Below are 12,677 nucleotides of genomic sequence, written 5' to 3' on the forward strand. Positions count from 1 at the left end.
TGATCAGAGGGGAATCGAAGGATGACGCAAAAAGATTGAGAGAAATCTTACCGGTGGCCGACCGATCGGCAACATATCGCCATGTGTCACGTTGACGCCGGCCGCCTGGCGAAGGGCACGCAGAGCAGGGCGCAGCCGGTGAGGATGGCGACGACCATCCAGGCTTCGTTGATCGCCTGGACGCTGGCCGCGGTCTGGACCAGCGGATCGAGCAGCGCCGCGGTATCCGCATCGAATTCCCCATTGTGGCCCGATATGGCCTGAAGAGGTGCGCCGATGAATGTGGCGGCATCGATGTCGCCGGCCCGCAGACGCGCCCAGAGGCCCTGGCCCAGCGGTTCGGAGCGCGTGTAGATGATAGTGTCGATCAGCGCGATGCCGATGGCGCCGCCGAGATTGCGCATCAGATTGAAAAGCCCGCTCGCATCGGGAATGCGATCGGCCGGCAGCGTGCCGAGCGCCAGCCGCGTCGGCGGCAGCAGGCAGAACATGATGGCGACGCCGCGCACGATCTGCGGCCAGAACATCGCATCGTAATCCGAACGCGGATCCTGAAAGGCGCTCATGCCGACGCCGATCGCAAACAGCGCGAAACCGGCGGCCGACAGCAGTCGTGCATCCATGCGCTTCTCCAGCGCGACCGCGATCGGCGCCGTCACCAGCTGGGCGATGCCGGTGACCAGCATCGTCATGCCGATTTCGAGCGCGTCGTGGCCTCTGACGAAAGCGAGAAACACCGGCATCAGATAGACCGAGCCGAACAGGCCGATGCCGAGCACGAAGCTTAAGGTCGAGCCGACGAGAAAATTGCGATCGGCGAAATTGCCGAGATCGACAATCGGCCGGCGCCGGCTGAGCGTGCGAGCGATGAACACACCGCCCGAGACAAGACAGATCGCCAGCAGGCTCAGCACATAGGCCGAGGTCCAGCCGCTGGTCGGCGCCTCTTTCAGGCTGAGTTCCAGCGTCGTCAGTGCGGTCGCCATCAGGAGAAGCGACAGACCGTCGAGATGCCTGAGTTCGGACGGGTCGGCCGGCTGCCGCGGCAGGAAGAATGCCGCCAGGATTGCCGAGGCAATGCCCGGAAGGATGTTGATCAGGAACAGCCAATGCCAGGAATAGGTCTCGGTCAGCCACCCGCCGACGATCGGCCCGACCGTTGGCGCCAGCACCGCCAGCACGCCGGCAATCGTCGTCGCCAGCGCCTGCCGCTCGTTCGGGAACAGGATGAAAACGGCCGAAAACACCGAGGGGATCAGGGTTCCGCCGGAAAAACCCTGCAGCACCCGCCAGGCGACCAGCTCGCCGAAGCTGCCGCTGGCCGCGCAGCCGGCGGAAGCCGTCACGAACAGGCCGATGGCGGCAACGAACAGCCACCGCATGGTCAGAAGCCGCGTCAGCAGGCCGGTGAGCGGGATCGCCACCACCTCGGCAATCAGATAGGCCGTCTGTATCCAACTCATCTGATCCGGATCGATACCCAGCGCCGACTGGATGGTCGGCAGCGACGTCGCTACCACCTGAACGTCTAGGATCGCCATGAACATGCCGATGCACATGGCGAGGAAGCCGAGCCAGACGATGGCGGGCCTTGCATCGGGATGGGCAGGCTCAACTCGTTCCATGCGATGGTCCCGCGCGCGCGGCAATTCTGCCGCGGTTGAGAAGATCGATCATGTTTGCTGTGGAGACGATCGACATGTCAACCGGCATGTCGGTGCAAGAGGGGTCCCAAATGCGATCGAGCCTGACCGGGAAGGCCAGGCTCGATCGTTGATCGGCGGGGGTGAGCCGGGCGTTTTATGCGCCGGGCTCCCTTTGCGTCTTTGATTGCGATTAGCCGCGGAAGAGCGACAGGATGTTCTGCGACGAGGAATTGGCGATCGACAGCGACTGGATCGCCAGTTGCTGTTGCGTCTGCAGGGCGGACAGCTTGCTCGATTCCTCCTCCATATCGGCATCGACCAGCCGGCCGACGCCCGAGTCGATCGAATCCGACAGCGCTCCGACGAAGTCTTCCTGCAGATCGATGCGTGTCGAGATCGAACCCAGTTGTGCACCGGCCGATGTCATCGCCGACAGCGCCGATTCGATGGTCGACAGCGCCGACTGGATCTGACCGGTGGTAAAGTTGGTAATGTCGAGCGAGTAGACGGAATCGCCGTTTGCATCGGCCGTTCCGAGGATACCCGTCGAGGTTTCGATCGAACCGCCGCTCATGCCGAACAGCACATTGCCGGCGGAGCTGGTATCCAGAACGTAATCCGTCATCTTGACGGAAACGGCGCCGGAGCCGTCGCGAACGAAGGAGGATACGACGTTCTTCGTGCCGTCGGCACCGGCGACCCAGTTCTCGCCCGAGAACGACGCCGACTGGGCAATGCTCATCAGCTGCTCTTGCAGCTGGCTGATTTCTTCCTGGACCTTTGATTTGTCGACACCGTCTTCGGTCGCTGCCACCAGCTTGGCTTTGATCTCGTCGACGACGTCGATCGCGCTGTCCATTGCCGTGTAAGCCGTATCGACCTTTGCCGCACCGAGGCCGAGCGCATCGGAGACAGCAGACAGCGCCTTGTTGTCGGAGCGCATCGTGGTGGCGATCGACCAGTAGGCGGCATTGTCGGATGCAGTATCGACCCGATAGCCCGTGGAGACGCTGTTCTGTGTCGTTTCGAGATTGGAATTGATGCTGCGCAGCGTCTGAAGGGCAGCCATCGCGGAGTTGTTGGTATTGATGCTCGTCATCGGAAATTCGCCTGTTTCGGTGGTTGCATATGGTGAAACCCGGGGAAACATCCCGGCCGTGGCGAGCAGCCTCATGCTTATCGACCTGGAGTTTCCGATCAATTCGCCATCGTTGGATTAATTATCGTACTTAAAAGTACCTTAATGGTTAACGGGGCGAGCCCGGCCCTTGTTTTTTTGTTCACCATGAAATTGCGCCTCTCAATGCCTGCGAAAACGGCTCAGGCTGCCGCCTGCAAAAATTTGAGATCGGCAATTGACGCAAAGGCGGGAAACTGACTATCAATATTAAATCAATTTGATTGACTTCAAAAATAAATAACGAGGGAACGTTGGAATGAGATCGAGCAAACGCATGTTTCACAACATTTCCGTGCACGCCGGCTGGGCAGCGGCAACCGCGCTGACGGCGCTCGTCGCTTTCGGGGCGGGCAGTGCGGCCGCTGAATCGGTGCTGACGATGCACATCGAGGAGCAGACCAGCTGGGTTCAAAATTTCAATCCGTTCGATCTTGCCGGCCGCCGGCAGAGCACGATGGATTTCATCTACGAGCCGCTGGTCATCTTCAATGCCGAGGATGGCGGCAAGCCGGTCTTCCGCCTGGCGACCGGCTATAAATTCTCCGAGGACATGAAATCGGTTACCTACACCCTTCGACCCGGTGTGAAATGGTCCGACGGCCAGCCGCTGACCTCGGCCGATGTGAAATATACGATCGACCTGATGCTGAAGAACGCCGCCCTCGACACGGTCGGCGTCGGCGAGACCGTCGCCTCCGTCGAGACGCCGTCGGCGACCGAGGTGAAGATCGATCTCAAGGCCGTCAACTCCGATTTCCCGGAAACGCTGGCGGACCTCGCGATCGTTCCCGAGCATATCTGGAAGGACGTTTCCGATCCTGTCGCCTTCAAGAACGAGAAGCCGGTCGGTTCCGGCCCGATGACCGAGCTGCGCCGCTTCACGCCGCAGGTCTACGAGCAGTGCCGCAACCCGAACTATTGGGATGCCGCCTCGCTGCATGTCGATTGCTTGAGACTGCCGCAGATCTCCGGCAACGACCAGATGCTCGCCATCCTGCCGGAGGGCAATATGGACTGGATCGGATCCTTCATTCCACAGATCGACAAGACCTTCGTCTCACTCGATGCCGACCATAACGGCTATTGGCAGCCGCCGGCCGAAACCGTCGCTTTCCAGATGAACTTCAAGAGCGGCAATGAAGGCAACCTCGAAGCCTATAAGGACCTGAACTTCCGCCATGCCTTCAGCCTCGCCATGGATCGCAAGTCCATGGTCGATATTGCCGGCTTCGGCTATCCCGTCGTCAATGAGCATGCGACCGGCCTGCCGCCGCGCTTCGAAGTCTGGCGCAACAAGGATGCCGAGGGCGGCAAGGACGCCTTCATGGGCTTCGACACCGAGAAGGCCGGTAAGATTCTCGACGATGCTGGCTACAAGAAGGGTGCTGACGGCTTCCGCACGACGCCGAGCGGCAAGCCGATTGCCTTCCCGATCATTGTTCCGAACGGCTGGACGGACTGGATCGATGCGGTCCAGATCGCGGTCGAAGGCCTGCGCGCCGCCGGCATCAATGCGTCGGTCGCCACGCCTGAATATGAACAATGGCGCAAAGAGATCATCGACGGCAGCTTCGAGGTCGTCATGAACTCCCGCGCCGACGGCGCAACGCCGTTCCGCGGCTACTACCAGAGCCTGTCGACTCCCTATGGCGGACGCATCACCGGCGCCCCCTCGCGTTATTCGAACCCGAAACTGGACACGCTTTTCGATCAATACCTGCAGGCGACGTCGGACGACGACCACAAGAAGATCTTCAACGACATTCAGCTGCTGATCGCCGACGACTTCCCCGTCGTGCCCGTCTTCAACGGGCCGACCTGGTATCAGTTCTCCAGCAAGCGCTTCACCGGCTGGGTCACAGATAAGGATCCGGTGATGAATCCCGAGGATCACGATAACAACCGCATGCGCCTGATGCATCTGCTGCGTCTCAAGCCGGTCAGCTAAACCCAGCGAGGGACTGAAATGCGCATTTCGAGCCGGCGCCTCGGCGTCTATGCGGTCGCGCTGGCCTTTGCCATCGTGGTGAACTTCATCCTTCCCCGGCTGATGCCGGGGAGCCCGGTCGATGCCATGGTTGCCCAGCTCGGTCCGCGGGCAACGCCGGCGGCCGTCGAGGCGATCAAGGCGCGCTTCGGCGCGGTCGACCAGCCGATGCTTTGGCAATTCGTCGATTATCTGAAGGGGCTCGTGACCCTCGATCTCGGCGTCTCCGTGAAATATTACCCCCAGACCGTCGTCCAGGTGCTCGGCCGCTCGACGCTCTGGACCATCTTCCTTGTCACCACAGCGATTGTCTTTTCCCTCTGTGTCGGTGTCGTGCTCGGCGCTGTGTCGGCCTGGCGCCGCGGCGGGCGTTTCGACACGATCGTCTCGCCGCTCTCGGTGATCATGATTTCGGTGCCGCCGGTCATCGTGGCGCTGACGACGCTTTTCGTCTTCGCGGTCTCGCTGCGCTGGTTTCCAGTGGGCTATGCCTACGATCCCAATCTCGATCCCGCCTTCAATTTCACCTTTATCGGCAGCGTTTTCGCCCATGCGATCCTGCCGGTGCTGACGCTTTCGCCGTTTCTGATCGGCGAGTTCCAGACGACGATGCGATCGTCGATGATCTCGGTGCTCGGCGAGGATTATGTGACCATGGGCCGCGCCAAGGGGCTTAGCCACCTCACCGTGATGTTCGGCTATGGCGCGCGCAATGCGATGCTTCCTGTTCTGACCAATCTGGCGCTGATGCTCGGCGCCGTCTTCGGCGGCTCGATCGTCACGGAGATCGTCTTCAACTATCCCGGCCTGGGGCTGACGCTCTATACCGCGAGCATCGCCCGCGATTACCCTGTTATCCAAGGGCAGCTGCTGCTAATGACGCTTGCGACCCTTGGCGCCAACTTCCTCGTCGACATCATCTACGGCTTTGTCGATCCGAGATTGCGGGAGGCGGCGTGATGAGCTTTACGCTGTGGCCGATCCTCAAGCAGAAGAAGGCGCTCGCCGGCCTGATCATCATCGCCGCCCTGTGGCTGATGGCGCTGTTTGCGCCGCTCGTCGCTCCCGGAGAGCCCGGAGCGCGTGTCGGACGCTCGCATCAGCCGCCGTCGATTGAACATGTTCTCGGCACCACCAAAATGGGGCGGGACGTCTATCGCCAATTCGTCTGGGGCGCCCGCAGCTCCCTTTCCGTCGGCTTTGCCACCGGCATTGCCATCACCGTTCTCGGTACGGCGATCGGGCTGGTCGCCGGTTATGCCGGAGGCAGAACGGATGCCTGTCTCGACCTTGCGACCAATGCCGTGCTCGTCATCCCGAACATGCCGCTTCTGATCCTGCTCGCCTCCTTCGCCGGCACGGTGGGGCCGATGACGATCATGACGATCATCGCGCTGACCTCCTGGCCCTGGGGCGCCCGCATGACCCGGTCGCAAACGATGGCGCTGCGCAATCGCGATTTCGTCACCGCTTCGAAGATGATCGGCGAGCCGGCCTGGCGCATCATCTTCGTGGAGATCCTGCCGAACCTGACGACGCTGATCGGCATCAACCTCGTCGGCAGCATCATCTACGCCATCGTTGCCCAGACGACGCTCGAATATCTCGGCTTCGGCGATCCGCTGAAAGTTTCCTGGGGCACGATGCTCTACAACGCCCAGAATTCCTCCGCGATCATGGTCGGCGCCTGGTGGGACATCGGGGTGCCCGCACTTGGCATCGCCCTGACCGGCCTTGGCCTTGCGCTGTTGAATTTCACCTTCGACGAGATCGCCAATCCGCAGCTCCGCTCCGGCCCGGCGCTGAGCCGCTGGTTCCGCCTCAACCGCGCCCGCAACAGGGAACTGGAGCTTGGCCGATGAGCGACAATCTCCTGGAAATCGAAAAACTCAATGTCGATTACCTCGTCGACAAGGGAGAATTCCGCGCCGTGAAGGACGTCTCCTTCACCATCGGCCGCGGCGAGATCTTCGGGCTTGCCGGTGAATCCGGCTGCGGCAAGAGCACGATCGCCTATGCCATCACCCGTCTTTCCAAGGCGCCCGCCTGGATCAGCGGCGGCAGCATCCGGCTCACCGGGCAGGATCTTTTGAAGCTGCCGGAACGCGAGTTGCAGACAATCCGCTGGAAGCGCATCGGAATGGTCTTCCAGAGCGCGATGAATTCGCTCAATCCGCTGATGCGGGTCGAGGCGCAGTTCCACGACGTCCTGCGCCGGCATACCGGCTGCTCGCAGGCGGAATCCCGGGCACGGGCCGAGGAGATGTTCCGCCTCGTCGGCATTCCCACCCATCGCCTCGGCGATTACCCGCACCAGTTCTCCGGCGGCATGCGCCAGCGCATCGTCATCGCGATCTGCCTGGCGCTGAGACCGGAACTGATCATCATGGACGAGCCGACGACGGCGCTCGACGTCGTCGTGCAGCGGGAAATCCTCGAACAGGTCGTCGACCTGCAGCGCAGCTACGGCTTCTCCGTGCTCTTCATCACCCACGACCTGCATCTGATGGCACAGCTCTGCCGGCGCATCGGCGTCATGCTGAAGGGCGAGCTCGTCGAAGTGGGCGATGTCAGCCAGGTCGCTCATGCGCCGAAGCACGAATATACGCAGAAGCTATGGAATGCCATTCCGCAGCTTCCGGACAATCGGCATCTATCGGGAGTCGTGGCATGAAAGCGGAGGCAAATCCCGTTATCGCCGAAGCGGTGATCCGGCTCGAGGATATCAAGCGCGATTTCGGCCCGGTGCGGGCGCTGAAAGGCGTGTCCTTCTCGCTTTTTCCCGGCCGGGCATTGGCGCTCGTCGGCGAATCCGGCTGCGGCAAGACGACCTGTGCCCGCATCATCGCGCGGCTGGACAAGCCGACCGGCGGCAGGCTGTTTTTCCGCGGGCAGGAGCTGACCGCCCGCGGCGAGGCTGGGGCTGAACGCAGTTACCGCCGGGAAGTGCAGATGGTCTTCCAGGATCCATTCTCGTCGCTCAACCCGGCCTTCACCGTCAGCCATCATCTGGCGCGGCCGCTGCAACTGCATCGGCAGAGCGGCGTGAAGGCCGATCTCGCCCAGGAGATTACCCGGCTGCTCGCAAGCGTCGGGCTGGAACCCGAAGTGACCCGGCAGAAATTCCCGCATGAACTTTCGGGCGGGCAACGCCAGCGTGTCAACATCGCCCGGGCGTTAGCCGTCGCACCGAGCGTGCTGGTCGCTGACGAGCCGACCTCGATGCTCGACGTTTCCATCCGCAAGGATATTCTCGATCTGCTCGCCAGGGTGAAACGGGAAAACGATCTCGCCATGCTCTATATCACCCACGATATCGCAACGGCGGCGCATGTGGCCGAGGAGATTGTCGTGATGTTTGCCGGCCAGATGGTCGAATGGGGCGACACCGAAAGCGTTCTTTCCGACCCGCGCCATCCCTATACCAGGCTGCTGCTGTCCGCCGTTCCGGACGGCAGCAGGCCGTTCGTGACCGGCGGAAGCGCGCGTTTCCTCGAACAGGCGGAAAAGGTGCGGTCGCTGAGCCGCCCTGAATCGGCTGACATCGAGCAGGTCGGCCCCAACCACTTCATCCGCGCGCTCGGCGTTTCCAATGCCAGACTGCCCAAGAGCTGATTTTCAAAAGCCCGCTTCTCAAGAGGCCAATGTTCAAAAGGAAAGAGTGACCATGTCCACACCGCGACCGAAAACCCTGCGGCTTGAAACCCTTTGGAACCCGCCGGCCGACGGCAAGGAGTTCTCCTATGTTCTGCGTCTCAAGAACCTCGGCAGCGCGCCGATTTCGGGCTTCTCGCTTTGCATCAGCGGTCCGGGCCGGGTCGATCCGGCCGGACGGGTCGAAGGCGCCACGGTCTCAAAGCGGCTCTCCAATTTCACCGAATTCCAGCCCCCGGCCGATTTCGTTCTCGCCGCCGGCGAGACCTGGACGATCTCGGTCTACGCGCTGAGCTGGCAGTTCCGCCATTGGACGGACGGCGCGACAAGCGCCTATCTCGCGCTTTCCGACGGCGGCACCATCGTGCTCGGCATCGAGCCGACGCGCTCTTCGGTCAGCAACGCGGCCCTGAAGCGAGGCGCCGAGATCTATCCGGTTCCCGTCAATGCGCCGGTTCAGGTGTCGATCATTCCCTGGCCGAACCATGTGGCGGTCGCCGCGCGCCGTCCATTGCCGGCCGGTTTTGCCCCGCGGGCGCAGAGCGCCGAAGGGGAGGCGGCAGCGCAGAGCTTCGCGGCACTGGTGGACCATCTCTTCGCCGTCGAAGGCATCGTGCGCACCGAAGCGGAAGGTGCCGTGCCCGTCGCCCTGAAGGATGCCGCCGGCTTCGCCCCCGAGGCCTATCGGCTGAGCTTTGACGAGGAGAGGCTGACGGTCGAGGCGAGCAGCCGGACCGGCTTTCTCTACGGCCTCGTCACCCTCGGCCAGATTTGGCGCGGTGCAAGGCTGCATCCCGGCGTCTTCCAGTTTCCGGCATCCGGCGAGATCGTCGACGAGCCGGCGATGGGCTGGCGCGGACTGCATCTCGATGTCGCCCGCCAGTTCTACGGCGCGGCCGAGGTCAAGAAGCTGATCGCGGTGCTTGCCTGGAACAAGCTCAACCGCTTCCACTGGCACCTTTCCGACGACGAGGCCTGGCGCGTCGAGATCGACGCCTATCCGGCGCTGACCGCGGTCGGCGCCTGGCGCGGCCACGGCCTTGCGGTGCCGCCACTCCTCGGTTCGAGCCCGGCCCGCACAGGCGGCTACTATCCCAAATCGGTCATCCGGGAGATTGTGGCTGAGGCAAAGAGCTTCGGCGTCGAGATCGTGCCGGAGATCGACATGCCCGGCCATTGCTACGCCATGCAGCAGGCGATACCCGAACTGCGCGATCCGGCCGAGGTCGGCAGCTATTATTCGGTTCAGGGCTTTCCCGACAACTGCATCAATCCCGCCCTCGAGAAGACCTACGAGATCGTCGAGACCATCCTGACCGAACTCATCGAGCTCTTTCCATTCAAGACAATCCATCTCGGCGCCGACGAAGTGCCGCTCGGCGCGTGGTCCGGCTCGCCGGCAGCGCTCGAACGGCTGCGCGCTGTCGCCGGCGACGCGGTTGCCGACGCCCATGCCAAGCGGCTGAACGTCGTGACCAATACCCATGGCGCCGACGATATCCACGGCTCGGGTGCGGCCATCCTGCAGGCGGAATTCCTGGAGCGGGTCCAGCGCTTCCTGGCGAGCAAGGGCTGCATCACCGGCGGCTGGGAAGAGGCGGCCCACGGCGATGTCATCGACAAAGCGAAGAGCTATCTCTGCAGCTGGCGCAATGTCGAAGTCTCGGCCGAACTTGCCGAACGCGGCTACGAGATGGTCGTCTGCCCTGGCCAGGTCTATTACCTCGACATGGCGCTGAGGCCGGACTGGGACGAGCCCGGCGCCAGCTGGGCGGGAACGTCGGATGCGGAAAAACTCTATAATTTCGATCCGGTCGGCGGCTGGACAGCGGCGCAGAAAGGCAAGCTCCTCGGCATCCAGGCCTGCATCTGGTCCGAACCGATGACGGATCGCGCCGTTTTCGACCGCCTCGTTTTCCCGCGTCTTTCCGGGCTTGCCGAAACCGGCTGGACGAAGCCGTCGGCGAAATCATGGGAGCGCTTCAAGGCGCTGGCCGGGCTGATGCCGCTGCTCTATGGTTTGCAGGAGTCGTAAACCGGGCCTCGCACCGCCATGGGATTTGCGGATCGTCGCGCGCGCCGAGAAAGGTGCGCGAACGACGACGCTGAACTATTGGTCAATCCCGGCGGTCACTTCGCGACGGCCTGCTGAAGCGCGCCTTCCATGGCTTGCAAATTGAGCTGCGAGACGAGATAGGTTCGGCCCTCGTTAGAGCCCGACGACACCTGGCAATTCCGAGATATCGGCGATCTCGGTGTAGCCGTAATAGGGATTGGCCGGCTCATGACCGCGATTGACCCAAACCTTGTGCTTGATCCCGAGGTCATGGGCGCTCATCAGATCGTAGCGGAACGAGGAGGAGCAATGGAGTATGTCTTCCGGACCGCAGCCGAGCATGTCCAGCATATATTCGAAGGCGCGGAAATGCGGCTTGTAGGCACCAGCTTCTTCGGCGGTATAAACTGCGTAGAAGGGGGCGCCGAGCTTTCCGACGTTCGACACGATCTGCGCGTTCATGGCGTTCGAAAGGATGACAAGCGGAATTTCCTTGGCGACCTTGGCAAGACCAGCCGGAACGTCGGCGTGCGGTCCCCAGGTCGGTACGCGTTCGTATACGAGCCTTGCGTCTTCGTCCCTGAAGTCGATGCCGTTGCGTTTGCAGGTTCTTGAGAGCGCGTTATGGACCACGTCGGCATAGGGCTTCCAATCCCCGATGACTTCATCGAGTCGGTATGCGGAGAAGTCCTTGATGAACTCGAGCATCTTCTGCTCGTTCATGCGGTCGCCATAAAGGTCGCGTGCGGCCTCCGCCATCTGAAAGTTGATCAGCGTGCCGTGGCAGTCGAACGTGATGTATTTCGGGCGGAAAATAGCCATGCGCTTCGTCCTTGATTTGGCTTCGGGAAAGCCGTCTGCTTCGAGAGAAAGCATAGGTCAGCGTCGGTCGCTGAGAAGGCTGAATTCCCCGACGTCTTGAGCAGGAAATTCTGAATTTGCAGGTCCGAATGCGTTTTTGATTGCGATGGACAGTGAATCTCCTGCCCTGACTGTCGGTGACGGTCGGCCGTTGGGGCACCCGATCGGGTTAACGCGGTAAGTATTGTAGAATATGCGAATGCACGCATAATTCCCGCGGCTGGCGCTGCCAGGCAAGACCGATCGAGGGCTGTTGGGGGATACCATGGAAACGATCGCCGAAGACGCCGATGCTGGCGTCGTGTCACCCGAGCTCGTGGTCGATGCACTGTTTGCCTGCCGCAAGACGGCAGCGATCAGGGCGGCCATCGAGCTCGATCTCTTTACCCATATCGGCAAGGGCAAAACGGCAGCCTTGCTGGCATCGGCAACAAGTGCTGCGGAGCGTGGGGTGCGCATCCTCTGCGACTACCTCGTGGTCCACGGTTTCCTGACAAAGGAGAGCGGAGAGTACCGGATGACCCCGGCGACCAGAATGTTCCTCGATCGCAATTCTCCGGCCTATATGGGCTCCGCAGTCGAGTTCGTCGCCGCACCTGAAATACTGGATAATTTCCTGCGCGATCCGGCCGCCGTCGTGCGAAACGGCGGTTCGCCCGGGCTCGCGAACATGTCGCCGGACAATCCCGTCTGGTTGAAGTTTGCGCGCGGCATGGGCTCCTTTACCGGCCTCAGCGCCAAATTACTGGCTGGCGAAATCTCTGGCTTGGGAAAGCCCTTCAAAAAGGTTTTAGACATTGCGGCAGGTCCGGGCTTGTTCGGGATCGAAATTGCAAAGGCCCTTCCGTCGGCGGAGATCGTCGCCGTCGATTGGGCCGCGGTCCTGGAGCTGTCGCGGCAGAATGCGGATAAAGCCGGCGTGGCTGACCGGTACCGCACGATCGCCGGCAGTGCCTTCGATGTCGACTGGGGCACGGATTACGATCTCGTCCTGCTGCCGAATTTCCTGCACCACTTCGATCTGCCGACATGCGCGGGGCTGCTGCGAAAGATCATCGCGAGCCTTGTAGAGGGCGGCAGGATCGTCGCGGTCGATTTCGTGCCGAACGAAGATCGGGTGTCGCCGCCTTTCCCGGCGGCCTTCTCCTGGGAGATGCTCGCCAGCACGCCGGCCGGCCAGGCCTATACGCGAAATGAGCTGAGCGAGATGGCAAGACTGGCCGGTCTTGCCGGCGTCACAGTCAAACCGATGCCGCCAACGCCGGCAAGTCTCATTCTGTTTGAATAGCCGCG

10 protein-coding genes are annotated in these 12,677 nt (G+C 62.0%); 7 read left to right on the top strand and 3 right to left on the bottom strand.

Annotated features, from left to right (window positions below):
* Nucleotides 1–86: 86 nt before the first annotated feature.
* Both FHX03_RS15565 and FHX03_RS15570 read right to left on the bottom strand, forming a co-directional pair.
* Nucleotides 87–1,625 (bottom strand): DHA2 family efflux MFS transporter permease subunit, encoded by a 1,539-nt coding sequence (locus tag FHX03_RS15565; protein WP_183854431.1) that lies wholly within the window; start codon nucleotides 1,623–1,625, stop codon nucleotides 87–89.
* Nucleotides 1,626–1,836: 211 nt separating this feature from the next.
* Nucleotides 1,837–2,745, bottom strand: coding sequence for a flagellin (locus tag FHX03_RS15570; protein ID WP_183854434.1), 909 nt, complete (start codon nucleotides 2,743–2,745; stop codon nucleotides 1,837–1,839).
* A gap of 337 nt (nucleotides 2,746–3,082) precedes the next feature.
* Here FHX03_RS15570 and FHX03_RS15575 point away from each other — a divergent pair, with 337 nt between their 5' ends.
* Genes FHX03_RS15575 through FHX03_RS15600 form a run of 6 tightly spaced genes read left to right on the top strand, consistent with a single transcriptional unit; the run spans nucleotide 3,083 to nucleotide 10,502 of the window.
* Entirely contained in the window at nucleotides 3,083–4,774 is a 1,692-nt protein-coding gene (locus FHX03_RS15575) for an ABC transporter substrate-binding protein (protein ID WP_246699255.1), read from the top strand.
* Between the two features lie 18 nt (nucleotides 4,775–4,792).
* A complete protein-coding gene (locus FHX03_RS15580) occupies nucleotides 4,793–5,773 on the top strand; it encodes an ABC transporter permease (RefSeq protein ID WP_097629728.1) in 981 nt (326 codons plus the stop codon).
* Entirely contained in the window at nucleotides 5,773–6,675 is a 903-nt protein-coding gene (locus tag FHX03_RS15585; RefSeq protein ID WP_097629729.1) for an ABC transporter permease, read from the top strand. Before FHX03_RS15580 ends, FHX03_RS15585 begins: the two co-directional genes overlap by 1 nt.
* Complete coding sequence (locus FHX03_RS15590; RefSeq protein WP_183854435.1) at nucleotides 6,672–7,487, top strand: ABC transporter ATP-binding protein; 816 nt, start codon at nucleotides 6,672–6,674, stop codon at nucleotides 7,485–7,487. Before FHX03_RS15585 ends, FHX03_RS15590 begins: the two co-directional genes overlap by 4 nt.
* Nucleotides 7,484–8,428 (top strand): ABC transporter ATP-binding protein, encoded by a 945-nt coding sequence (locus FHX03_RS15595; protein WP_131710797.1) that lies wholly within the window; start codon nucleotides 7,484–7,486, stop codon nucleotides 8,426–8,428. The genes FHX03_RS15590 and FHX03_RS15595 overlap by 4 nt, the downstream gene beginning before the upstream one ends.
* A gap of 52 nt (nucleotides 8,429–8,480) precedes the next feature.
* Nucleotides 8,481–10,502, top strand: coding sequence for a beta-N-acetylhexosaminidase (locus tag FHX03_RS15600; RefSeq protein WP_097629732.1), 2,022 nt, complete (start codon nucleotides 8,481–8,483; stop codon nucleotides 10,500–10,502).
* Nucleotides 10,503–10,676: 174 nt separating this feature from the next.
* Here the strand turns inward: FHX03_RS15600 and FHX03_RS15605 are convergent, their stop codons facing one another.
* Nucleotides 10,677–11,345, bottom strand: coding sequence for a haloacid dehalogenase type II (locus FHX03_RS15605; protein ID WP_097629743.1), 669 nt, complete (start codon nucleotides 11,343–11,345; stop codon nucleotides 10,677–10,679).
* 304 nt (nucleotides 11,346–11,649) lie between these two features.
* Between FHX03_RS15605 and FHX03_RS15610 the strand changes: the two genes are divergently transcribed.
* Complete coding sequence (locus tag FHX03_RS15610; RefSeq protein ID WP_183854437.1) at nucleotides 11,650–12,672, top strand: SAM-dependent methyltransferase; 1,023 nt, start codon at nucleotides 11,650–11,652, stop codon at nucleotides 12,670–12,672.
* The last annotated feature ends 5 nt before the right edge of the window (nucleotides 12,673–12,677 follow it).

Origin of the sequence: Rhizobium sp. BK456 (assembly GCF_014194045.1) — a bacterium.
Taxonomy (GTDB): domain Bacteria; phylum Pseudomonadota; class Alphaproteobacteria; order Rhizobiales; family Rhizobiaceae; genus Rhizobium; species Rhizobium redzepovicii.

Bases quoted from the DNA above. Each gene is read 5' to 3' on its own strand.
- FHX03_RS15565 (WP_183854431.1), bottom strand. From the start codon at position 1,625: ATGGAACGAGTTGAGCCTGCCCATCCCGATGCAAGGCCCGCCATCGTC.
- FHX03_RS15570 (WP_183854434.1), bottom strand. From the start codon at position 2,745: ATGACGAGCATCAATACCAACAACTCCGCGATGGCTGCCCTTCAGACG.
- FHX03_RS15575 (WP_246699255.1), top strand. From the start codon at position 3,083: ATGAGATCGAGCAAACGCATGTTTCACAACATTTCCGTGCACGCCGGC.
- FHX03_RS15580 (WP_097629728.1), top strand. From the start codon at position 4,793: ATGCGCATTTCGAGCCGGCGCCTCGGCGTCTATGCGGTCGCGCTGGCC.
- FHX03_RS15585 (WP_097629729.1), top strand. From the start codon at position 5,773: ATGAGCTTTACGCTGTGGCCGATCCTCAAGCAGAAGAAGGCGCTCGCC.
- FHX03_RS15590 (WP_183854435.1), top strand. From the start codon at position 6,672: ATGAGCGACAATCTCCTGGAAATCGAAAAACTCAATGTCGATTACCTC.
- FHX03_RS15595 (WP_131710797.1), top strand. From the start codon at position 7,484: ATGAAAGCGGAGGCAAATCCCGTTATCGCCGAAGCGGTGATCCGGCTC.
- FHX03_RS15600 (WP_097629732.1), top strand. From the start codon at position 8,481: ATGTCCACACCGCGACCGAAAACCCTGCGGCTTGAAACCCTTTGGAAC.
- FHX03_RS15605 (WP_097629743.1), bottom strand. From the start codon at position 11,345: ATGGCTATTTTCCGCCCGAAATACATCACGTTCGACTGCCACGGCACG.
- FHX03_RS15610 (WP_183854437.1), top strand. From the start codon at position 11,650: ATGGAAACGATCGCCGAAGACGCCGATGCTGGCGTCGTGTCACCCGAG.